The 22883-nt window shown below is 61.1% G+C and carries 20 protein-coding genes; 8 read left to right on the forward strand and 12 right to left on the reverse strand.

Features of this window, described 5'->3' with window-relative positions:
• Positions 1-29: 29 nt before the first annotated feature.
• From KF757_04880 to KF757_04895, 4 genes are all read right to left on the reverse strand, one after another.
• Positions 30-1478 carry a bifunctional folylpolyglutamate synthase/dihydrofolate synthase gene (locus KF757_04880; GenBank protein MBX3322303.1) on the reverse strand — a complete coding sequence of 483 codons (1449 nt, stop codon included), beginning with the start codon at positions 1476-1478 and terminating at the stop codon, positions 30-32.
• Positions 1479-1540: 62 nt separating this feature from the next.
• Positions 1541-2212, reverse strand: coding sequence for a phosphatase PAP2 family protein (locus KF757_04885; protein MBX3322304.1), 672 nt, complete (start codon positions 2210-2212; stop codon positions 1541-1543).
• A gap of 10 nt (positions 2213-2222) precedes the next feature.
• The gene (locus KF757_04890) at positions 2223-3797 is read right to left on the reverse strand and encodes a glycosyltransferase family 39 protein (GenBank protein ID MBX3322305.1); all 1575 of its coding nucleotides are present in this window, start codon (positions 3795-3797) and stop codon (positions 2223-2225) included.
• A 10-nt stretch (positions 3798-3807) separates the two neighbouring features.
• A complete protein-coding gene (locus tag KF757_04895; GenBank protein ID MBX3322306.1) occupies positions 3808-5511 on the reverse strand; it encodes an LptF/LptG family permease in 1704 nt (567 codons plus the stop codon).
• Positions 5512-5583: 72 nt separating this feature from the next.
• Between KF757_04895 and KF757_04900 the strand changes: the two genes are divergently transcribed.
• A complete protein-coding gene (locus KF757_04900) occupies positions 5584-7200 on the forward strand; it encodes a cysteine--tRNA ligase (protein ID MBX3322307.1) in 1617 nt (538 codons plus the stop codon).
• A gap of 64 nt (positions 7201-7264) precedes the next feature.
• Here the strand turns inward: KF757_04900 and nhaA are convergent, their stop codons facing one another.
• From nhaA to pdxA, 4 genes are all read right to left on the reverse strand, one after another.
• Entirely contained in the window at positions 7265-8680 is a 1416-nt protein-coding gene (nhaA, locus tag KF757_04905; GenBank protein MBX3322308.1) for a Na+/H+ antiporter NhaA, read from the reverse strand.
• Between the two features lie 170 nt (positions 8681-8850).
• Positions 8851-9831 (reverse strand): tetratricopeptide repeat protein, encoded by a 981-nt coding sequence (locus KF757_04910; GenBank protein MBX3322309.1) that lies wholly within the window; start codon positions 9829-9831, stop codon positions 8851-8853.
• Between the two features lie 69 nt (positions 9832-9900).
• A complete protein-coding gene (locus tag KF757_04915; GenBank protein ID MBX3322310.1) occupies positions 9901-11547 on the reverse strand; it encodes an MATE family efflux transporter in 1647 nt (548 codons plus the stop codon).
• 16 nt (positions 11548-11563) lie between these two features.
• A complete protein-coding gene (gene pdxA / locus KF757_04920; GenBank protein MBX3322311.1) occupies positions 11564-12595 on the reverse strand; it encodes a 4-hydroxythreonine-4-phosphate dehydrogenase PdxA in 1032 nt (343 codons plus the stop codon).
• 220 nt (positions 12596-12815) lie between these two features.
• Between pdxA and KF757_04925 the strand changes: the two genes are divergently transcribed.
• From KF757_04925 to KF757_04945, 5 genes are all read left to right on the forward strand, one after another.
• Positions 12816-14978 (forward strand): S8 family serine peptidase, encoded by a 2163-nt coding sequence (locus KF757_04925; GenBank protein ID MBX3322312.1) that lies wholly within the window; start codon positions 12816-12818, stop codon positions 14976-14978.
• Between the two features lie 139 nt (positions 14979-15117).
• Positions 15118-15486, forward strand: coding sequence for a hypothetical protein (locus KF757_04930; protein MBX3322313.1), 369 nt, complete (start codon positions 15118-15120; stop codon positions 15484-15486).
• On the forward strand, positions 15479-15979 hold the full coding sequence (locus tag KF757_04935; GenBank protein MBX3322314.1) for an ATP-binding protein: 501 nt from the start codon (positions 15479-15481) through the stop codon (positions 15977-15979). The genes KF757_04930 and KF757_04935 overlap by 8 nt, the downstream gene beginning before the upstream one ends.
• On the forward strand, positions 15972-16316 hold the full coding sequence (locus KF757_04940; GenBank protein ID MBX3322315.1) for an STAS domain-containing protein: 345 nt from the start codon (positions 15972-15974) through the stop codon (positions 16314-16316). Before KF757_04935 ends, KF757_04940 begins: the two co-directional genes overlap by 8 nt.
• 34 nt (positions 16317-16350) lie before the next feature.
• Positions 16351-17196 carry an ABC transporter permease gene (locus KF757_04945; GenBank protein MBX3322316.1) on the forward strand — a complete coding sequence of 282 codons (846 nt, stop codon included), beginning with the start codon at positions 16351-16353 and terminating at the stop codon, positions 17194-17196.
• 2 nt (positions 17197-17198) lie between these two features.
• Here KF757_04945 and KF757_04950 read toward each other — a convergent pair whose 3' ends face one another.
• Positions 17199-18176: a hypothetical protein gene (locus KF757_04950; GenBank protein ID MBX3322317.1), complete on the reverse strand. Its 978-nt coding sequence runs from the start codon at positions 18174-18176 to the stop codon at positions 17199-17201.
• Between the two features lie 254 nt (positions 18177-18430).
• Between KF757_04950 and KF757_04955 the strand changes: the two genes are divergently transcribed.
• On the forward strand, positions 18431-18754 hold the full coding sequence (locus KF757_04955) for a hypothetical protein (protein MBX3322318.1): 324 nt from the start codon (positions 18431-18433) through the stop codon (positions 18752-18754).
• 400 nt (positions 18755-19154) lie between these two features.
• Entirely contained in the window at positions 19155-19958 is an 804-nt protein-coding gene (locus KF757_04960) for a hypothetical protein (GenBank protein MBX3322319.1), read from the forward strand.
• 112 nt (positions 19959-20070) lie between these two features.
• On the opposite strand, the gene KF757_04965 is transcribed toward KF757_04960, so the two are convergent.
• From KF757_04965 to sucC, 3 genes are all read right to left on the reverse strand, one after another.
• Positions 20071-20601: a hypothetical protein gene (locus KF757_04965; GenBank protein MBX3322320.1), complete on the reverse strand. Its 531-nt coding sequence runs from the start codon at positions 20599-20601 to the stop codon at positions 20071-20073.
• 312 nt (positions 20602-20913) lie between these two features.
• Complete coding sequence (locus KF757_04970; GenBank protein ID MBX3322321.1) at positions 20914-21384, reverse strand: hypothetical protein; 471 nt, start codon at positions 21382-21384, stop codon at positions 20914-20916.
• An 18-nt stretch (positions 21385-21402) separates the two neighbouring features.
• A complete protein-coding gene (gene sucC, locus KF757_04975; GenBank protein MBX3322322.1) occupies positions 21403-22602 on the reverse strand; it encodes an ADP-forming succinate--CoA ligase subunit beta in 1200 nt (399 codons plus the stop codon).
• Between the last annotated feature and the right edge of the window lie 281 nt (positions 22603-22883).

Consider the following 22883-nt stretch of genomic DNA (forward strand, 5'->3'; position numbering starts at 1 on the left):
TCGAATCTTCAACTCAGACCACGCCCGCCTCAGCCTCTCGTCGCGCTCTCCGCAGCCTTGCGCGTCGCCGCTTCCAAAAGCAACCGCTTCGCCTCGCCCACCAGATAGCACGAACCCGTAATCAGAATCAGATCATCGCGCCCCACCGCACGCGATGCCATATTGATCGCGCTCTTCAGATCAGGCGCAATCTGGCTCATCGTCCCCTTGATATCGCTGAACTTCTGCCGCAACTTCTCCGGATCCATCGCTCGAGGCGTGTCCGACGCCTGCGTAAAGATCATCTTGTCCGCTCCGCGACCAATCTCCGCAAGCATCTCCCCAACCGCCTTGTCAGCACAGCACCCGAAGATCGTCACAAGAGAATCGAATCGAAGGTGCGACCCAACCGAATGCACAAGACACCTCAAGCTGTCCGGCGTGTGCGCAACATCCAGCAGAATCCGCGGGTCCGACCACGCAAGCTCCATCCGCCCCGCAACCTCCGTCTTGGCAAGCCCCAACGCAACTTCCTTCTCAGGCACCACAAACCCACGACCCGCCAACTGGTCCAGCAAGCCCAGCACCAGCCCGCAATTCGCCGCCTGATGTTCCCCCCGCAAAGGCACCGCAATGTGCTCGTACTGCACACGATCCGTCGTCACACAGATCCGCGCATGCCGCCCAAGATTCGCGTCGGCCTCAATGCGGCACGAGTAATCCAGGCTCTCCCCAAGCACAAACAACGGCGCATCCATCCGCCCTGACGCCTCCTGAAACACCCGCACCACCGATTCCTCCTGTGGCACCGTCACCACCGGCACGCTCGGCTTGATGATCCCCGCCTTTTCCCCCGCAATCTCCTCAAGCGTCGAACCAAGAATCGCCGTGTGCTCCAGCTGAATCGCTGTCAATCCGCACGCAATCGGCAAAATCACATTTGTGCAATCCAGCCGCCCGCCAAGTCCCACCTCCACCACCGCAAGATCAACCGCAAGATGCGCAAAGTACAAAAACGCCATCGCCGTCACAATCTCGAAGTACGTCGCCTCTCCCATGTCGCCATCAAGTTGCTCCGCCGCGCGACGACACCGCTCTGCCATCTGTACAAAATCATGCTCCGAAATCTGCTCACGACCGATCCGAATCCGCTCACGCACACTCACCAGATGCGGGCTCGTAAACAACCCCACCGCATACCCGCACTCCGACAGCGCCGACGTCAGCATCTCGCACGTGCTGCCCTTGCCTTTGCTCCCCGCGATATGCACCGACGGAAACCCCGTCTGTGGCTCATCAAGCGCCGATAGCAGCGCACGCATCCGATCAAGCTTGAATCCGTCCGGATCACTCCGCGTCGGCTTCGTCCGCTCAAAGTTCACGCGGCTGTTCAAAAACCGTTCCGCGTCCTCAAACGTCCGAACGATCGTCCCCGCCCTGCGCCGAGGCTTGGCTTCAACCGACGCATCCACGCTCACGCCGCCAGGAGTTCGTGTCATAGCAGGGCCGATTGTACACGGATGTGCGACTCGCCGAAAGAACCTTCTTGCATTCTGCACATTCACCCCAAACGCCGCACTCTTCTGCCAACCATCTCCCGCCTCAGTCCCGTTCGGCACACCACCACACTCACACCCCACGCTACCAGCACACCAACATACACATCGCTCGCCGAATGCGCACCCGCAAGCAGCCGCGTCACCGCACACCCGCACGCCGCCAGCAACGCAAGCCCCCCCGCCCCAGGCAGCAAACGCCAGATCACCAGCGCCGCACCGAACGCCACCGCAACATGACTGCTCGGCAGCCCAAGATTGCTCCCAAACTCCTGCGGATTCCAGATCGCCCCCAGAAAAGGGTTCCAATCCATCGCACCATCCGCATCAGGCCTGTGCCGACCGAACACCACCTTCAGCCCCTCAGCGATCAACCCCGAAACCACCGCACCAATCAGCACCCCAGCACCCAAAGGCGCACGCCCACGCTTGCGCCACTCCCACAGCACAATCGTCCCGCCGATCAACAACCACGTCGGCAAGTACCCCGCAGCACGAAACATCTGATACCAATCCTTCCCTTCCAGCCTCGCCTTGTGTTCAGGCCCCACCGCAAGCAGGGCATGCAACACCCCATCCAGCCACAACAGAACCACCCCAATCAACAACAGCACACCCGCACGCTTCAGCATCGCACGCCGCGCCATCCGTCGCTCGATCGGTGATCGGTAACTCATTCAACCTCGCTCACTTCCTGCCCGACAAATCCGCCAGACCCCTATACCCATACCCCACAAACGCCAGCCTCCGATTCTTCGGCTCACCCGCAAGATATCCCAACTCCTCCACACGCTCAAAGCCCTGACGCCAGTACAACGCCTCCGATCCAATCAAAACCGCAGGCCTCCCACGCAACCTCTCAAGCACCGCATCATTCCGCAAATCGCGATCTCGCCACAAATCATGCTGCGACTTGCGCCCCGACGCAAACATCGACGACGACGCAAACACATTCGCCCCCTCAGCCTTCCGCTCCTCCGACAAATAAAACGCCAACTGGCTCGCACGCCCGTAATGACTACAGATCACAAACCCCTCCAGGCCAGTCTCCGCCTCCAGCCTCCGCAACTCCCTCTCCACCGCCGCAGCATGTTCACGCATCCCGCTCACGCGATACACCGGCACCATTTCTCCAAACCGCGGATGCCGCGCCAGCAACGACAGATTCATGAACCCCACCAGCGACACCACCAACGCAATCAACGCCAGACGCCACACCGTCCGGACCAGCCGCAGCCTCTTGTCCAGCGCAATCGGTACCATCCCGCTCGCCACCACCACAAAACCCGCAAACCCGCCCAGCGCCCAATTCCCCTCAGCCTCCGCCAGCAACGTCACCAGCAGATAAAAACCCAACACCGGCGCCGAAGCTTGCGCCATCAGCCTCACCGCCTCCGACTCCTTCCAGAACCGCACAAACCCGATCGTCCCCATCACCCCCACAGGCCCAATCAGCAGCAGCATCGCCAGATACTCCAGCGTCCACAACGGCGAATACCGCCAACCCTCAACCCCTTGCGTCGCGGGCATATCGCCCCCCGCAACGCCAAGGTGCCCCAGCAGGTGCCGCACCGTCACCCATTCATGCTGCAAATTCCAGATCGTCACCGGCACCAACCCAAGCAAAAACGCACCCACAAAACCAATCCACGCCCCAACCCCGATCCTCTTCCCCGAACGCCCCATCATTAACCCAGGCACCAGCCCGATCGCCAGCAGCACAATCGTGTACTTGAACAAAAACCCCACCGCCAGCGCAAGCCCAAGGCACACCATCCACCGACCACGCCCCGTCGCACGCGCCTTAAGCGCACACCCACACGCAACCATCCAGCACGCGATATACGGCCCATCAATCGTCATCAACAACGATGTCAACTGAAACGGCGGCACACACGCAAACAACACCGCTCCAAAAAACACCGCCCGACGATCCGCAAACACCAGCCCCGCACACCACGCCGCCGCAAGACTCCCTATCGCCCCCGCCAACACCGCCGGTAGCCGCACCGCCCACTCCACATCCCCAAACACCGCTGTCGAAGCCGCAATCACCCACGCAACACCAGGACCCTTCGAGTAGTACGACCACGCCGGCTGCTTCGCCCACTCCCAGTAATGCGCTTCATCTTCCGCCAGCGTGTACGAACTGAAGAAAACCAGAAACACCAGTCTTGCCACAGTCAACGCAATCACAAACCACACCGCAGCAGCAGGCGTCGCGTATTTCACAGACCAGTTGGGACGTGTCAGATCGTTCATTGCTGCGCTGCTAATGTCGGCACACACGCCGATACGCCACAAACGTATACACGCACAGCCCCGCAACCCCCGCCCACATCACCGGCAGCCCGATCACACCCATCCGGTGCGTCACCTGCTGCCCAGTATTGATCAGAATCACCGTCACCAGCGCCGGAAAGAAACTCCACAGATACACCACCAGAGGCAGCGTCTCCCGAAGCCGCAGCGCCGTCATCGCCCCCGTCAGCACCATCACAAAACACGACGCCGCCATCGCCATCCGCTCATGCTGCTTGCTCCTGATCTCGCGCCGCAACTTCACGATCTGCTCATCAAGCCGATCCGCCGCGCGTGCAATCGCTTCGACTCCCGATCCAAACCGCGCCTCCGCAGTCCGCGCCTCCGCAATCACCTCCCGCGCACGCATCGGCCTCAATCGCGCCAACGTGTCACGCGGCGAATTCAAACCCCGAAACACCCGCTCAACACGCTCCGTCTCCCCTTCATCATCCGCAAGGTCCAGCCCCGCCGCCGAACGCAACACCACGCCCTCAAGTCTCAACGTAAACCGAAGCGCCGTCGAATCCACAGGCCTCGTCGGGTCCGACTCCGGGCTCTCCGTCATCAACTCCCCCGCCAGCACGCTGAGTCGATCCACCCCACCCCCTCGCCTCTCGCCCCCAGGTCCCGGGTGATACACCTCCACCTCAATCCGCCCTGTCCGCTCGCTCGGCATCAACTTCCACCCACCCCCAATCAGCCCCGGAGCATGCACCACAATGCTCCGCCCCTGATCGTCATCAAACCGCGCCTCGCCCTGATTCCGCAACGACTCGAGCACCATTGCCAGCGCCTCGCGCGCCGCGATCCGCCTCGCAACCTCCAGCCGTTGCGACTCAATCCAGTTCATCCCCTCCGGCACTCGACTCAGCGACCTCAACTCCCCAAACGTCAAAAACTTCGGATCATCCTCAAACGGATTCGGAATCCGCACCGGCGCAAGCGTAAACGTCTCCTGCCGATACAGCCCCCCACGATCCTTGATCCACCAATCCTCAAATCGAACCAGCGCCACCGCCTCATCCGTGTCATCAATCCCCGCCACCGACGCCGGTACCAGCCACAAATGCGCCTGCCGCGCCGAAAGATCCGTCTCCACAATCCCCGCCTTGTCAAACCCCACCGCCGTCACGCCCATCATCAGGTACTGATCCAGCACCCCAGTCCCCGCCTCAGGCTCAATCCGCTTGATCCGCTCCGCATGAATCTGCAAATCCGCAAACTCCGCCGCCTCGCCCCGCTCGATCGTCCGCACCATCACCTGAATCAGATTCCGCCGAATCATCCCCTCCATCGAACGCAAAAATCTCGGTATCACCTGCTCATTGAGCAACATCAGCCCAACCGCCAGCACCAACCCCGTCATCACCGCAGGCATCACAAACGACCGATGGCTCACACCCGCCGATCGCGCCGCAATGAACTCATTGTCCTGCGTCAGCCTGTGATACCCCAGCGTCGTCGCAAAACCCGCCGCAAACGGCAACGCAAACGCAAGCATCGGAGGTATCGCAAGCGCCATGAAGTGCAACGCCTCCATCGGCGTCAACTTCCCATCCGCCAGAGGCTTCACCGTCGCAGCAAACGCAATCACAGTCACCAGCACCGCAGTGCTCAGCAGCACCAGCCGCCACAACTCCCGAAGTATGTATCGCCACAACGTCCACGGCATCAAGCCCTCATCGTACGCGACAACCCCCTCTCGCGCGGCAACCGACAACCCCCGCGAATACCATCCCACACCATGCCCCTCCGACTCTACAACACCCTCACACGCACCATCGAACCATTCACCCCCGCAGACCCCGCGCACGTCACCTTCTACACCTGTGGCCTCACCGTCTACGACGATGGACACATCGGCAACTTCCGCTCCTTCCTCGCCGCCGATCTCCTCAGGCGCTGGATCCAAAACCCCCTCTGCACACTCACCAACCCCGACGCATCGCTCCACCACGGCCCACGCAATGTCCTTCACGTCATGAACATCACCGACGTCGGACACATGACCGACGACCAGGCCGCCGATGGCCAGGGCCAGGACAAAATGGCAATCGCCGGCCAACGCATCATCGAAGCCAAAAAGTCCGGCAAACTCCCTCAAGGCACCAACATCGACCCCGCCGATCCATACGCAATCGCACGCTTCTTCACCGAACGCTTCATCGAAGACGCTTCGCGCCTCGGCCTCAAAGTCGCAATCGAAGCCCAACGCGACCCATCACTCATGCCACGCGCCACCGACAACATCCACGGCATGATCGCTTTCATCTCCACACTCATCGAACGCAATCACGCATACATCACCGGCTCCCCCGGCTCACACGCAGTCTACTTCGATGTCCAGTCCTTCCCCTCCTACGGCCAACTCAGCGGCAACACCCTCGACAACCTCCGAGGCGGCGCCGGAGGCCGTGTCCTCGAATCAAATCAGGCCGACAAAAAACACCCCGCAGACTTCCTCCTCTGGAAAGAAGACCCAACACACGTCATGAAGTGGCCAAGCCCATGGGGCCAAGGCTACCCCGGTTGGCACATCGAATGCTCCGTCATGTCCCTCGCACGCCTCATCCCCGGAGGCCTCGATCACGCCCTCGCCGCACCCGCAGGCACCATCGAAATCGATCTCCACTCCGGCGGCGAAGACAACATCTTCCCACACCACGAGTGCGAACGCGCACAGTCATGCGCCATCATCGGAGGCCATCGCTTCAGCCGATTCTGGTTCCACCCACGATTCCTCCTCGTCGAAGGCGAAAAGATGTCCAAAAGCAAGGGCAACTTCTTCACCGCACGCGACCTCTTCGCCCAGGGCATCGAACCCGCAGCCCTCCGCCTCGAACTCATCAAAACCCACTACCGCACCAACGCAAACTTCTCTATGCAAGGCCTCCGCGACGCCGACCGCATCGTCGAGCGCTGGCGCCGTTTCCGCGATCAGGCCCGCACCACCACTGCCGACTCCCCCGCAAACGCCGCCGCACGCGACCACGCCCGCCAAGCCTTCACCGCCGCGCTCGACAGCGATCTCAACACCCCCGAAGCAATCGCCGCCATCAACCAATGGGTCAGCGCAACCGCTGCCCCAAGCCAGGCCGACGCCGAACTCATGGACACCTTTGATGCAGTTCTCGCAGTTCTCGATCGCCCGCGACTCGAGCGCCAATCCGCCGGCAACATCGTCTTCATGCCCGGCGCAGCCCCCGACGACACCGTCGTAGCCCTCATCCACGATCGCGCAGCCGCCAAAAAAGCCCGCGACTTCGCCCGCGCCGACGCAATCCGCAACGATCTCCTCCAGCGAGGCTACGCCATCAAGGACGTCGCCGGAGGCACTGTCGAAGTCGCACGCACCGACTGATCGCAAAAGCCTCGCTGGCGATTCGAGTTTTCACGCCCGAAACACCAACTCAGCCCTCACCCCTTCACGCAGCATCTTTGATGCCGATCAGTTCATCGTTGTCCTCGGTCGAGACCGACTCTACCGCCACGGCCTTCTTGCATGTCAGCAGAATGCCCGTACCAACCAGCGCCGAAATCACCGACCCGCACAGAATCCCCATCTTGGCCGCCTCAAGCTGCGCCGCCTCCGCAAACCCCAGCGTCCCGATGAACAACGCCATCGTGAACCCGATCCCGCCAAGACACCCAACCCCCAGCACATGCCGCCAGGTCACCCCAGTCGGTAGCGCCGCGATGTTCAACTTCACCGCAAGCCACGCCGCCGCGAAAATGCCCAGAGGCTTCCCAACCACAAGCCCGAACATCACCCCCAGCGAAACCGGGCCCATCAGCGCCGCAGCAGCACCCTCGCCGATATGCAACCCCGCATTCGCAATCGCGAAAATCGGCAGAATCAGGAACGCAACCCACCCATGCAACGCATGCTCAATCCGGTGCAGCGGCGGCATCACCATCTTGCAATTCACCGCAATCGCCTGCACCGCAGCACGCTGCGACGAACTCGTCGCAACCCCTTGCCCCGTCCGACCATGATGAGAAAACCACTCCAGCGCTTTGCCTGTCGCCTTCACAAACCGGCCCGAATCCACCCGCGCCGTCGCCGGAATCGTCATCGCCAGCACCACGCCCGCAATCGTCGCATGCACCCCGCTCCGCAGCGTGAAGTACCACAGAAACGAACCCACAATCACATAAGGCAGCGGCGAACGCACCCTGAAAATATTGCACAGAATCAAAACACACAACGCCCCACCCGCAAACACCAGGTACTGCGTCGCGATCTCTTCCGTATAAAACAACGCAATCACCAGCAGCGCACCAAGGTCGTCCACAATCGCCAGCGACGTCAGAAACACCTTCAACGTAATCGGCACCCGACTCCCAAGCAACGCAAGCACACCCAGCGCGAACGCAATGTCCGTCGCCATCGGCACGCCCCAGCCCCGCATCGAGTCCTGCCCAAAGTTCAGCATCACATAGAACAACGCCGGAATCGCCATGCCGCCGATCGCTGCCGCAATCGGAAGCGCCGCCCGTTTCGGGCTCGCCAACTCGCCGATCAGCATCTCACGCTTGATCTCAAGCCCCACCAGCAGAAAAAAGATCCCCATCAGCGCGTCGTTGATCCAGTGCACCAGATGGTTCTGAAGCACCCACGATCCGAACATCAACTCGAAGTCCGTCTCGTGAAAGAAATGGTGGTACGAGTCCGCATAACTCGAATTCGCCCACACCAGCGCAATAATCGCGCACAAAACCAGCATCACCCCGCCAGCCGTCGACAACGCCGTGAACCGTTGAAATGGACGAATCAGATGCTCAACAGGCTCAAGCCGAGTCCCTTCCGCAGCGTGCGGAACACGATCACCATGCGCCATCGATCACACTCCTTCTTCGTGCGGATACCGCCCACATCGAAGTTCGGCTCTTTCCGCCACGAACTCCAATTCGGACCCGCCCGTCACATACAACGAATCAATCGTTCGTAACGAGCACCACCCAATTTCGGTGTTAGATCGCTCGGCCACTGACCGAATCCCGACTCGCCTCAGACCAGATCGAGCCCATCATCAACCGCTTCAACCTCTTCCGACTCATCCAGCGTCCGAAGCGTGATCCCGATCTCCTCAAGCCTCTCCTTCACTTCCTGCAGCGAAGTCGAGCCGAAGTTCTTGACCCCCATCAACTCCGCCTCAGTGTGGGTGATCAGATCCCCGATCGTCTGAATATTCAGTAGTTGCAGCGCCCGACGCGCACGAACCGACAACTGCAGGTCCGTCACCATCTTGTTCGCCAGCGACTCGTGCCCGCTGCCCTTCAAACGCTCGATCACCTGCCGCCGAGCAGCACGGTGCGCATCCTCAAGCCCCTGCCCAAGCCGCAGGTTCTTCTGCTGAAGCATCCGCTTGATCTCTTCCAGCGAGCTCTCCCCGAAGTTCTTGTAACTCATCAGTTCCACCTCGGTGATCCGCAACAGATCCCCCAGCGTCCTGATGTTCATCTTCTTCAGGCATGTCCGCGCACGCACCGACAACTCAAAATCCGTCACCGGCGTATCCATCAACGCCTTCTTCTGCACAAAGTCCCGATCCGATTCCTCTTCGATCACCATCTCACGGCTCGCCTGCACATCCTTCATGAACAGCCGCGCACGCACATGGTTCGGGTTCGTCTCCAGAATCTGCCTCAGACAACGCTCCGCACGAATGTAATCCGCACGGTCCTCATACAACACCGCCAGATTCAGCAGCCCATTGATCGGTGCCGGAGTCGTTTCGCACACCCGCTCATACAGCGACAGCGCCTCGTCCTCTTCCCCCACCAGATCCAGCAGATACGCCAACTGGAACATCGCGTCCACGCTCATCGGGTCCGCACCAACTGCCTTGCGCAACTCCGCAATCGCACCCAGCTTGTCGCCCGCGTTCGCAAGATTCGTCGCCGCATGAAAATGCCGCTGCGACGCCTCCACGTCACGATCCGCAGAACTCCCCGCACCGATCACCAGATCCATCGGACTCGTCGCCATACCGCCTCCGTTCCATGTCTTGTGGAACCCAGACAGTAGCCCCGCCGCACCACCAAGGCCACGCTCCCCCTACAGCCCAGGCCCCGGCGCCACCTCGTCCACCGGAAGATTGTGCAGCACATCCGACCCATGCGTCAACCTGATCGACCGCCAACGCCCCGACATGAACCGCAGCAGCAGAATCACCCCCAGCAGCACAATGTATCCCGAAGCCCCGATCCAGGGCCCGATCGACCCCAACCCAGGACTCGTCCACATCAGCAGATGCCCCAGCCCCACAATGCTCACCCAGCTCAACACCACCGTCGCAATCCCCGGCCACACCGTATCCCCAGCCCCGCGCAGCGCCGCCGACATCACAATCGCCACCGCATCAAACACCTGAAACACCGCCGCCGCGATCATCACCTGCCCGCCAATCCGCAGCATCTCATCCCGCTGGGTCGCTGGCGTCTCCGGGTTGATAAATAACCCGATCAACTCATGCCGAAACGCCACAAACACCACCGCGCAAAGCCCCATATACCCAACCGCCAACTTCAACCCAAGCCACGCACGTCGCGCAGCCTTGTCCGGGTCACCCTCCCCGATCGCCTTTCCCACGACCGCCTGCGTCGCGATCGAAAGCCCCACCGTCGGCATGAACGACAGATGCATCCACTGCAACGCCGCAAACCCCGCAGTGTTCGCCATCGTCGCCGCCTCCGTCGCCGCCGCAACCGTCCCCCCCGCATGCAGCACCGCCCGACGCCCAGCCTCCCCCACCAGAAACGTCATCAGATACGCCCAGCACACCAGCTCATTGATGAACATCATCCCCGCAGGCCACCCCACCCGCGCAATGTCCTTCATCTGCCCAATCCGAGGCCGCCACGCCGCCCGCGTCCCATACCGGCGCGCAAACTTCCCGCTCAGAAAAATCACCATCGGCACGCTGAACTCAATCACCGTCCCCAGCACCGTCGCCAGCGCAGCACCCGCAAGCCCCATCGCCGGAATCCCCAGCAATCCCGCTATCCCCGCAAAAAACTCATGCGCCGGCCAACGCTCCGGAGGCCCATCCGACCCGAAAATGAAAAGCACATTCAAAAAGATGTTCGCAAGATTCCCCGTCACCGCCGCCACCATCACCACCCCAGGACGATGCATCCCGAAGAAATAGTTGTGAACCGCCTTCGCAAGCAGCGTAAAAATCGACCCCCCCATCGCAATCGACGCATACGCCAACTCCAGTTCATACAACTCCTGCTCATGCCCGAACACCCGCAGCAGCCACGGAGCAACCAACACCGCCGGCACCATCACCACCAACCAATACCCCGCGCCAATCCACATCGCGTTCCACGCATACGCCGAACCACGCTCCGCCTTCCCCGCACCCAGATTCTGACTCACAAACGAGTTCACAATCGAGATCATCCCGATGCAGAACGTCATCAACGTCCACGTCGCAATCGCCGCATTCCCATGCGCAGCCAGATAAATCGGCTCCGGACCAATGTCCTTGACCATCAGCCGATCAAAAAACTGCATCGCCGTATAACTCGCCATCGTCGCGATCGACGGCAGCGCAATCACCAGCATCTCCCGCAGCGCCCGCTCCGGACCCCTCGGCGTGCCCGCTGCCCGACTACTGGATGGATTCTCTGACCCCTGCTCCACCACACACCCCCCGAGCCGCACCCGCAGCCAAGGCGGAGGGTACACCACCGCCACTCTCGACGATCAATCCCTACCCCCGCCTCGCCGCCCCAGCCAGCCTCAACGCCGCAGCCATACTCCCCGCATCCGCAACCCCCTTGCCCGCAATATCAAACGCCGTCCCATGATCCGGGCTCGTCCGCACCACCGGCAACCCCACCGTCATGTTCACCGTCTCATCACGCGCAATCAACTTCACCGGGATCAACCCCTGATCGTGATACATCGCCACCACCAGATCAAACTTCCCCGCAACCGCCGCCCCGAAAATCGTGTCCGCCGCAAACGGCCCACGCACATCCATCCCCGCCTCCACCGCATGCGCAATCGCTGGCCCGATCAACCTCTCCTCCTCATCACCCAGCAACCCGCCCTCCCCAGCATGCGGGTTCAGCCCGCACACCGCAACCCGAGGCCTCTCAATCCCCACACTCCGGCACCCCTCAACACCCAACTCGATCGCATCAAAAACCCGCCCGATCGTCAACACATTCCTCACATCCATCAGCGGCACATGCACCGTCGCCAGCACCACCCGCAGCCGCGGCCCGACAAACATCATCGCAACACGCTTCACCCCAAACCGGCTCGCCAGCAACTCCGTATGCCCCGCAAACTTCCCCTTCCCCGCAAGCGACCACGCCTCCTTGCTGATCGGCCCCGTCACAATCGCATCCGCCTTCACCCCAAGCGCACCCTCCCGCGCCATCGACACCGCCAGATCCACCAGCCGAAACGAATACATCCCCCCCGCCTTCGTCGCCTCACGCGCACTCCCAATCGGCCCCCAACCCCGGTCCGTGTCCATCACCACCACATCCTGCACCGAAAACTCCGCCCCGCTCCACCCATCCATCGCCACCGTCCACCAGTACGGCTCGATCCGCTGACACAACGCCGCATCCTGCAGCACACTCTCCGAACCCAGCACCACAAACCGCGCCGTTCGCCTCAACCCCCGATCCGCCAGCGCACGCACAATCACCTCAGGCCCGATCCCCCCAGGATCGCCCATCGTCACCGCAATCACTGGCCGATTCCCCTTCACAACTTCTTGTCCCATAACCCCAATCCTACGGACCCCCGGCCGACCAACACACCGTATTCGGCCCCCGTTCGCATGAAACACAAACCGCCATGCCGCGTACCGTCTTCAAGGGACATCGATGTGCCGATTTTGAATAAAATCAGTTTCACGATCACGCCCCCGTTGGTATGCTGTCTATCTCGGGCATCTTTGCCCTGTCAATGTTGAGGGGAATCGAAATCAAGGAGTCTCGGTCATGAAGGGTCACACCGGTCCCGGTCGTCATGTCTCATCGCTTTTCGCCCTCTGCGCCATCGCCGGCCTGGCAACCGCAGACATCACCAATAACCAAGGCGTCCTCCGCCTCGTCGCAGGCGACTACGCAACCTCCGCAAACAACAACGTCCTCGCTCTCCCCGCGATCCCCATCGACTTCGCTCAGCACGTCGCCGTCATCCAACTCGATGGCCCAATGACCAACGCACGCAACGCCGCCCTCACAAACGCCGGCGTCGTCCTCTTCGACTACCTCCCCGACTTCGCATACGCAGCAGACCTGCGCAACGCAAACCTCAACGCGCTCGCCGCACTCGACTTCGTCACATGGGTCGGCGCATTCCAGAACGCATGGAAACTCGCGCCCGATCTCGGACAGGTCCCCGCACAATCCCCCGAAATCCAGGCATTGCACGACCTCGGACTCATCGCCGTTCAGGTCATGCTCTGGCCAAACGCAAACACCGCACAGACCCTCGCCGCACTCGCCGCAATCCCCGGCTTCACCGCGCTCGAACACGGCTGGTCAGGACGCGAAATCTCCGTCTCCGCAACCATGCCCCTCGCAGCCGCTCAGGCAATCGCCGCCCTCCCCGCCGTCCGTTGGATCGAAAACACCCCTCAGATCACTCTCCGTAACAACACCGGACGCTGGATCGTTCAATCAAACGTCAACGGCTCCACCCCCCTCTACACCAAAGGAATCCGAGGCCAAGGTCAAATCGTCGGAATCATGGATGGGCGCATCAACGTCAATCACTGCTCTTTCCTCGATTCCATCAACCCCATCGGCCCCAACCACCGAAAAATCCGTGCATACAACGCCTCCCTCGGCTCCGACTCCCACGGCACACACGTCGGAGGCACCGCTGTCGGCGACGCCAGTGCAAACAACGACACACGCGGCATCGCATACGAAGCCCGCCTCGTCTTCAACACCATCTCAACCACCCCCAGCACCTTCCTCTCCCGCCTCGGAACCCACTACAGCCAAGGCGCATTCGTCCACACCAACAGTTGGGGCAACGACGGCACAACCCTCTACGACTCCCTCGCTCGCACCATCGATGTCTTCTCCTACGACAACGAAGACAACCTTGTCATCTTCGCCGTAACCAATCTCTCCACCCTCAAAAACCCCGAAAACTCCAAGAACGGCCTCGCAGTCGGCGCCTCCGGCGACACGCCCAGCCAAAACAACCACTGCTCCGGTGGCTCCGGACCAACCAATGACGGCAGACGCAAACCCGAGATCTACGCCCCAGGATGCAACACCACCTCCTCCTCTTCAAGCACCTCCTGTGGCACTGTCTCATTCACCGGCACATCCATGGCCGCGCCCGCTATCGCCGGCTCCGCACTCCTCGCACGCCAGTACTACACCGACGGCTTCTACCCATCAGGCGTCGCAAACTCCGAAGACTCATTCATCCCCTCCGGCGCACTCCTCAAGGCAACCCTCCTCAACTCCACCGTCGATATGACAGGCGTCGCCGGATACCCATCCAACCGCGAAGGCTGGGGACGCGTACTCCTCGCAAACTCGCTCGTCTTCGATGACTCTCCCCGCACCCTCATCATCCGCGATGTCCGCAACAACTCCGAATCCGCCCTCTCAACCTCCGATCTCGTCGAACTTCAAATCGATGTCCACAGCTTCTCCCAACCTCTCAAAGTCACCCTCGCCTGGCACGATTCGCCCGGAAACGTCAACGCAAACCCCGCAGCCGTCAACAACCTCGACCTCAAGGTCATCGCACCCAGCGGCGACTACCGCGGCAACGTCTTCTCCGGCGGAATCTCAACCACCGGCGGCACCCACGACGCAAACAACAACGTCGAAATGGTCATCCTCGCCGCTCCCGCACCAGGCACCTACACAATCCAGATCAACGCCGCAGCCGTCAACGTCGGCTCGCAGGGCTACGCACTCGTCATCTCCGGCGATGTATCCGAAGTCGCACCGCCAAACCCCTGCATCGCCGACTGGAACAACGACGGCAAGGTCGACTTCTTCGACGTCCAACTCTTCCTCGCCCAGTTCACAGCCCAGGACCCCGCCACCGACCTCAATGGCGATCTCGAGTTCAACTTCTTCGATCTCCAGATCTTCCTCTCCCTCTTCTCCGCCGGCTGCCCCTGATCGCCCATCACTCCAGCCCGTAGCCTCACCCACAACCAGCCTCCCCCCGAGGCTGGTTTTTTTGTCCCACTTCTCACTCCAGCACATCGCTGCCAAACCAGTCCGCTCAGCCTCCTATCGCCCGCATACCCTTTACCCCATGCCGCGCCTCGCCATCCTTCTCATCGCACTCGGCACCGGCTGCTCTCCAGTCCCCGTCGGATTCGATTCCCCCGCCAAAACCAAGCGCATGGATGCCATCGTCCGCGCAGCCGCCGAAAACGACACCAGCCCTCGCACCATCCGTTGCATCATCCAGGAACTCGACTCCCACGACCCCGCCGTGCGCTTCATCGCCATCCGAACCCTCGAACGCCTCACCGGCCAGACCAACGGATATGATTTCGCCGCCCTCGATTGGGATCGCGAGGCCTCGGTGCAGGCATGGGTTCGATGGTTTCACGATACTTACCCAGAACACTCAACCCCAGTGGTGATCGACGAACTCGCGGACACGACTCATGAATGAGCATCCACACATTCGCGTCGAACTCCTCAGCAACCCCGCATACCTCAGCGGTGCACGAGAACTCATCGCTTCGGTCTGCAAACGCCTCGGCTTTGACGACCTCACCTGCTCAAAGGTCGCACTCGCCGTCGACGAAGCACTCTGCAACGTCATCCGCCACGGCTACAAATACGCCGAGAACCGCCCCATCTGGATCAGCCTCTGGCCACTCCTCGATGAACACGCCCGCCCAGAAGGCATCCTGCTCACCATCGAGGACGAAGCCGACCAGGTCGATCCATCCTGCATGAAGGGCCGAAGCCTCGAAGACATCAAACCCGGCGGCCTCGGCGTCCACATCATCCGCGACGTCATGGATCAGGTCTGCTACGAAAAACGCGAATCCAGAGGCATGCGCCTCGTCATGAGCAAGCGCGTGCCACGCACCGCTGCCCCCGCCCGCCTGGGTCGCAACACCGAATCAGAGGGGAGCGTGCAGTCCATCGATGGCTGAATCACCAATCCAGATCGAACGCGACAACCCCCCGGGCCTCATCGTCATAAGCCCGCTCGGCGATGTCGATATGAGCTGCTCGCCGGTCCTGCGCGCCACTCTGCGCGACGAACAGTCGAGCCGCCCGCGCCGCCTCATCGTCAACCTGACGCGTGTCGGGTATATGGACAGTTCGGGCCTGGCGACCCTTGTCGAAGCGATGCGCACCGCAAAGCGCAATGGCACCGCCATGATCCTCTGCGGCATGAACGACAAGGTCCGCGCCATCTTCGAAATCGCACGCCTCCACCAGTTCTTCACCATCGTCGATGGCCTCGATCAGGCGCGTCAGACATGATCGCCACACCAGCAGACGCACAAGAATGAACGACATGCCGGACTCCGAAAAGCCCAGGCCATCGCCGTTGCTCGTGCTCCTCTGGCCCATCGAACGCCTCGGCGCACGCGCTATCTCCATCCTCGAACACACCGGCTCGCTCGTCCATCTCTTTCTCGAAGCGCTCGGCTGGGTCTGCCGCGGCGTGTTCGGCCGAAAGGTCCGCCTCGGGCGATACGCCATCATCTCCCAGATCGTCCGTGTCGGCGTCAAGAGCGTTTTCATCGTCTCGCTGGTCTCGGGCGCGGTCGGGCTGATTCTCACACTCCAGCTCGAACCCCCGCTCAACCAGTTCGGCCAGCGCGCGCTCATCGCCAACATCATCAGCGTCGCGGTCCTGCGCGAACTGGGCCCGCTCATCGGCGCGATCGTGCTCACTGGTTTTGCCGGGGCTGCCATTGCTGCCGAGATCGGCACCATGGTGGTCAGCGAAGAGATCGAAGCGCTCGAGGCGCATGCTCTGAATCCGGTGCGGTTTCTTGTCGTGCCTCGTGTGATGGCCACGGTGCTTTCCATGACTGTGCTGGGCGTGCTTTCGAGTTTTGTTGCCATCGCGTCTTCGATCGGGATCTGCATTTTCCTGCTCGGCATTCCGTTTGAGACGTACATGAAAAACATGGAATCGCAGGCCAAGATGGTCGATTTTCTGACGGGTCTGTCCAAGGGCACGATTTTCGGCGGACTGATCGGAATTATTGCGTGCGGGAACGGGCTCAAGGTAACGGGCGGGGCGGCAGGGGTGGGTCATGCGACCACAAACACGGTTGTGCAGTGTGTGGTTGCGATTGTCGTCGCGGACCTGATTTTCACGGCGATTTTCTACGCGCTCAAACTGGTGTGACGCTAGCGTCGGTAGCCGACGGGTCGTTCGAGGAGGTTGTAGAGTTCGCGGAGCGTGACCATTCCTGCGATGCCGGCCGAGGTCAGGCCGAGCATGATCCAGCCTTGCGCATAGAAGCCTGAGCCGAGCAGCCATGCGCATGCATAGAGCGCGAGCCAGATAGCGCCATATCGATCGATTTTTTCGGCGAGTCGCGGCCCTGGCCCGAGCGCGCGAGTTCGGCGCACGACGACGACGGCAAACAGAGCCATCAAGAGCATGCACGCAACTGGACCGAACCAGCCGTGATGAAACGGGTCTGAGATTGGGGAGCGTGGGTGTGGCCAGTCGGGAGTCAGGAGCGCGATTGTCCAGAGGACCCATCCGGCGATTGCGAAGAACACTGCGCGGCGTGTGAGTACTGGGGTTTTGCGACCCAGGACGTGCGAGACGCCGCCGGCAAAGAGGGCGTGAGTCATGACGAGCCAGACTGGCCAGACGAAGTTGAGGGTGACGTTTGGGATCATCATGTGTCCGGCGTATATGAGGCCGAGGAGGAGGAGGCCGAAACCTGGGATGAATTTGCCCGTTGCGTTGAAGAGGAGGACAGCGAGCAGGAGGAGGAGTGTGAGGATAACGCCGACGGTGCCTAAGACGGTTGCGCCGAGGATTGTGAGCATGAGGGTTGCGGCGGTGCTCGTGACGGCGGTCTCGATGCGAAGGAGGCCTGAGGCGAGCGGGCGATGCGGCCGAAGCGCCTGATCGCGGTGGATGTCGAAGATGTCGTTGAGGCATGTGCCAAAGGCGTAGAGGGAACCCGCGGCGAGCGCGCCTGCGGGGAGAAGGAGCCAGAGCGGCTGGGCGAGCGAGGGCGGGGGAGTCTCGCCCGGTGCGACGCGCGACCAGAGAATGACGAACCAGACATTGGCGATAGCGGCAAACGCGGTCGTGACGCGCGTGAGGCGGAGGACCGAGGCGAGTTTGAGCATGCGTTCGGGCACGGGTGGGATGGTAGAGGGCGAGGCGCGGAATCGTCGTGTGGGAATGCGCGGGGAGCGGAGACTGGAGTTGCGGATGGGCGCTCGTTTGAAACTGTGATTGCGTCCTCGCTTGCGCTCGGACCTCTTTTTGTGGGTGCGAAGTGGCGGCCGGCGCGGAGGGCGGATGAGACGGCGCGCTGGAGCGTCTGGCGTTCGCGTGCGGTGTTGGCTGGCGAACGGAGCAGCAGCGATTCGAGCGTGCTGAGGGCGACAGATTGAAGTTCGGCAGCCTGGAGGCGGGCGCGGGTGTGCGCGAGGTTCTCGATGAGTGCGATTTTCTCCTGAATGTGTGGCTGCTGGGCCCACCGCGCGATGGCGGTGACGGTGGTGCTGAACTCGGCTGCGATGTCGGGCAGGGAGAGGCCGGGCGTGGCGAGGTGGCTGAGGAGCGCGGATTCGTTGGTGCCTTCGGGGAGTGGCGAGGTGGTCGAAGGTTGCGCTGCATGCGAGGGTGCAGGTTGAGCGACAACCCGGACCTTTGGGCTCGAGGCGCCCGGGTTGTTCGAGAGCATGTGAGCGCCCAAAGGTCCGGCGTCTGAAGGCAGCGAACGGGTGGGGTCTTGTGGTGATTGGTGGGTTGGGATTGTGGGTGTGGATGTGGGTGATGCGATCATGAGGGTCATGATGCACAACGGCGAAGCGATTGCAAGAGGGTTGCGGGCGAGGGTCAGGAACTTGCGCGCGGGTGGGAGTTTGGGTGGAAAGAGTGTGGGCAAGGCAGCCGGCACCCAGCAAGAAAACTTTTCTACAACTGAGAGAACGCCTCAATAGCGAGCAGAGGGGTAGAGTCCAGTCTTCGTAAGCGCGTCGAGGAGGTGTTTCATGAGCGTTCGAGTTCCTGGCCCCGCAGGAGTGCATGGTTTCAACGACCCGTGGCCAACGGAATCGCCTGGACGCGTGCAGGCTCAGCCGCCGCAACCGGCTGGGATGTGGCGGGCCGTGCCATTCAACCCGTGCGTACCGGACAAGACGGCCGTAGCGATTGTTCGGCGGCAACAGTCCGGGGGCGACTCGGTTGCAGCATTCTGGTCATTCTCATCGATGCTGCGTGCTCTTGATGCATGCTTAAAAGGCTCGAGTACACAATCGTGGGGGATACTGATTTGGGGCAGCGGCGACGGCATTGACGGGGCGGCCACGCCGGCGACTCCATTCGCGACTCTGTTCGGTGACCGGCCATTTGACTACGCCGAGTTCATGGCACTGCTTGACGAAATCCACCCGTCGTTGCCGAGCCCATCTGCTTTCAAGTTGCTTGATCTGGCGAGGGCGTTGCGCAGCGGCGATCCGCAAGCAGTGGCCGAGCAGGTGTTTGAAATCGTACCCGATCTAGTTGCGATGAAGAAAGAGCATGACGAGATGCTGTCAAAGGGTACGCGATCAGACTGGACCGGAAACAGTGCGTCTGGTCACTCTGCCGGGCAGAAGCAGAGCGGTAAAAGGCAAGGGCCTTCGTCGCTACAACCGGCTCCGAGGGTAGAGTTTTATCATCAGTCCAAACCCGCCGGGGAGCATGCCAAAGCAGGACTTGTTCAGGCATCGTCGAGTAGCCGTGTTTCAGATCAATCGCAAATTATGCCATCGGGCTGGGTGAAAATGGAGATCATCAGTGGCCAAATACATTCGGCGGAGGGGCGTTTGTGCGTCTACACCGAGCCATCGGGGGCGCGGTGCAAGGTTCGGGAGTGGTGTGATGGGCAAGGTAAGACGACATTTCAACTGATCGAACGCACAGGTCGGTAAGCGTGCAGTCAGCGGGGGTCTTGATTGTGGCGACACTGGTAGCTCAGTGCAGTGATCGGCGGCACGGGGAACGGGAGCGAGGGTGTTGGTCGCATTTTGAGCGAGGTTGTCCTTAACAACCGGAAAGCAACTGTTCGACTCGAGTTGCCGAAAATCGCCAACCTGCGGGTATCCGGTCGATGGTTCCCGCGGCCTGTGACTTGTTCGTCCAGACCTGCTCTTCGTTGAGAATGGTCTCGCCGCGTCCCTTTGCACATAACTTCAAGTGATGTGCAATCTCGATAGGGGTCGCAAGATACATGCGCGGCATCTCGGTGGTGGCCACACCGAGGAACTGCGCGAGACACAAGACCGTGCGCAGATTGTGCCGGGCCAACCAGCGGTCAATCGCCTCGTGATAATTGGCCGCACCTTTGTCTAGATATGACTGCGTGAGACCCCATCCGCCGTCCTGGCTTCCTTTCACCGAGACTTTCATTAGTCGCTCGCCCCTGCAGACCACCAAGTCGTACTCTGGTTGGTTTGCACCATACTGAACGGACACATCAAGACCACACCTGGCAAACAGCGCAGCAGCAAAGGCCTCGGCAGCGACGCTCACTTGCCATGAATTCATCTTGATTGGCTTGTCCGTCAGATTCAATTTTGCTCTCCGAGGGCTGGTTGGTAGGCACGCCCCAGTTCAGGTCAGTACAGACTGTTGCGAAAAGGTGGCACGGGGTGGTGAATCACGGAGCGCGGCTGGTGGCACGCGGCCTGAGCCTCTAGCCCGCATCGCGTTGATGTCTTGAGGGTGCCTTGCGAATCGGGGCCTTTGACTCGCGCTGGAGTTCTTTGAGGTGTTGGCCGAGGCGGCGAATGTCGTTGCCAAATTGTTCGGAGACTTGCCGTCTGGCATTGCGAACTTCTTCGATCAAAGGATCAGGTGCTGGGGCGGGATTGCTTGGTTTTGTATTCATGGTGATGACCAGAGCATCTCGGGGGTAACGATGGATGGGGCCACCAAGCCGAGGCGGCGGCAGATGACTTGGAGGTGCTCTACCTTGTTCGGGTTTGCAAGGTGGCGAACGTTCCAACTGAGGACATATGTCATTGCGTGAACAGCGGCGACGGCGATGTGCAATGCATCGCCTGCAACCGGGCCGGGCATCACGCGCTCGCGGACGAGAACCTCCGCAACACCCAGCACTTCGTCGCTGATGTCAAGACGCGGTATCGCGGAGATGTGTTCAAGGGCGGCTTCGCTCTGGCGAAAACCAGGTTGGCTGAGCTCGACGATTACCTCCTCAGAGACGGTGCAATCGTAACGTGACGAAAAGTGCATCCACCACTCAAGGCTTGTTTCGCGTCGGTAGACACTCGCGGCGTCGTCACGATCGGTGACGCACGCGCTGACGAAACTGGTTTCGAGATAGACCCCGTCCATGACTAGAGTGTATCCGATTTACCCCACCGCCCTGACGACCTTTTTCCCCGCATCCAGCAGGTCCGTCGCGGCCTCGAGGGTTGGGAGGTCGGCTGCGGCGGCGGTGAGGATTTTTCGGCCGTTGTCGACGTTGTTGCCTTCGAGGCGGACGACGAGGGGGACTTTGAAGCCGACTTCTTTGGCGGCGTTGACGATGCCCTGTGCGATGACGGCGCAGTCCATGATGCCGCCGAAGATGTTGACCATGATGCCTTTGACGGCGTGGTCGGAGAGGATGATGCGGAATGCTTCGGTGACGGCTTCTTCGGAGGCTGAGCCTCCGACATCGAGGAAGTTTGCGGGTTCGCCGCCGCAGTGTTTGATGGTGTCCATGGTGGCCATGGCGAGTCCTGCGCCGTTGACGAGGCATCCGATGTTGCCGTCGAGAGCGATGTATGAGAGGCCGAAGCGCTGGGCGCGGAGTTCGGCGGGGTTTTCTTCGCTTGGGTCGAAGAGTGCGGCGATGTCTTTGTGGCGGAAGGTGGCGTTGTCGTCGAAGTTGAACTTGGCGTCGATGGCGAGGACCTGGCCTTCGGGGGCGTCGGGGGTCGGGGGGGTGACGATGAGGGGGTTGATCTCGGCGAGTGAGCAGTCTTTGGCGGTGAAGAGATCGGCGAGGCTGAGCATGATTTTGACGGCCTGGTTGATCTGGCGGCCCTTGAAGCCGAGTTTGAAGGCGACGGTGCGGGCCTGGTGCGGGGCGAGGCCGAGGAGGGGATGGAGCGGGGTTTTGATGATGGCGCCGGGGTTGGTTGCGGCGACGTGTTCGATATCGACGCCGCCTTCGGCTGAGGCGATGAGGATGTTGCGGCGCGTGGTGCGGTCGGTGGTGATTGCGAGGTAGTACTCGTGTGCGATGTCGACGCCTGCGGCGATGAGGAGTTTGGTGACTTCGAGTCCTTCGGTGCCGGTTTGAGGAGAAACCATGCGATTAGTGAGCATGAAGCGTGCGGCGTCGCTTGCTTCTTCGGGTGAGCGGACGAGTTTGACGAATCCGGCCTTGCCTCGGCCTCCGGCGTGGACCTGGGCTTTGACGACGACGAGGGAGGTGTTGCCATCGGCGGCGATTTGTTTGTATGTGGTTGCGGCGTCTTCGATGGATTCGATGACGCGGCCTGGGGGGACTGTAATGCCTGCGGAGGCGAGGAGTTCGCGGGCTTGATACTCGTGAATTTTCATGTGGGCTCCTGATCTGGGTGAGATGGTAGTCGAAGTTTGGCGCAAGCGGGCGATAGGTTTTTGTATGGTTTCAATCAAGAAGATGCCCTGTTGTGGCGGTAATTTGGTTGCATTCGGGGCAGAGTTTGGTAAGAATGGGGTGAGTGTGAGTTTTGGGTACTTTATCACCGGTTGTGGTGGGAGGCGCTGAAGCGGGCGAGGATTGAATCGGGGCTGTTGGCGCTGGCATAGGAGATGTGTTTTCGGCTAGACTAGGGCCGAGTGATGTGGAAAGAGGTTGA

This window comes from Phycisphaeraceae bacterium (genome assembly GCA_019636795.1).
In the GTDB taxonomy this organism is placed as follows: domain Bacteria; phylum Planctomycetota; class Phycisphaerae; order Phycisphaerales; family UBA1924; genus JAHBWW01.

Coding starts and splice junctions, on each gene's coding strand:
- KF757_04880 (MBX3322303.1), bottom strand. CDS start 1,478: ATGACACGAACTCCTGGCGGCGTGAGCGTGGATGCGTCGGTTGAAGCC.
- KF757_04885 (MBX3322304.1), bottom strand. CDS start 2,212: ATGAGTTACCGATCACCGATCGAGCGACGGATGGCGCGGCGTGCGATG.
- KF757_04890 (MBX3322305.1), bottom strand. CDS start 3,797: ATGAACGATCTGACACGTCCCAACTGGTCTGTGAAATACGCGACGCCT.
- KF757_04895 (MBX3322306.1), bottom strand. CDS start 5,511: ATGCCGTGGACGTTGTGGCGATACATACTTCGGGAGTTGTGGCGGCTG.
- KF757_04900 (MBX3322307.1), top strand. CDS start 5,584: ATGCCCCTCCGACTCTACAACACCCTCACACGCACCATCGAACCATTC.
- nhaA (MBX3322308.1), bottom strand. CDS start 8,680: ATGGCGCATGGTGATCGTGTTCCGCACGCTGCGGAAGGGACTCGGCTT.
- KF757_04910 (MBX3322309.1), bottom strand. CDS start 9,831: ATGGCGACGAGTCCGATGGATCTGGTGATCGGTGCGGGGAGTTCTGCG.
- pdxA (MBX3322311.1), bottom strand. CDS start 12,595: ATGGGACAAGAAGTTGTGAAGGGGAATCGGCCAGTGATTGCGGTGACG.
- KF757_04925 (MBX3322312.1), top strand. CDS start 12,816: ATGAAGGGTCACACCGGTCCCGGTCGTCATGTCTCATCGCTTTTCGCC.
- KF757_04930 (MBX3322313.1), top strand. CDS start 15,118: ATGCCGCGCCTCGCCATCCTTCTCATCGCACTCGGCACCGGCTGCTCT.
- KF757_04935 (MBX3322314.1), top strand. CDS start 15,479: ATGAATGAGCATCCACACATTCGCGTCGAACTCCTCAGCAACCCCGCA.
- KF757_04940 (MBX3322315.1), top strand. CDS start 15,972: ATGGCTGAATCACCAATCCAGATCGAACGCGACAACCCCCCGGGCCTC.
- KF757_04945 (MBX3322316.1), top strand. CDS start 16,351: ATGCCGGACTCCGAAAAGCCCAGGCCATCGCCGTTGCTCGTGCTCCTC.
- KF757_04970 (MBX3322321.1), bottom strand. CDS start 21,384: ATGGACGGGGTCTATCTCGAAACCAGTTTCGTCAGCGCGTGCGTCACC.
- sucC (MBX3322322.1), bottom strand. CDS start 22,602: ATGAAAATTCACGAGTATCAAGCCCGCGAACTCCTCGCCTCCGCAGGC.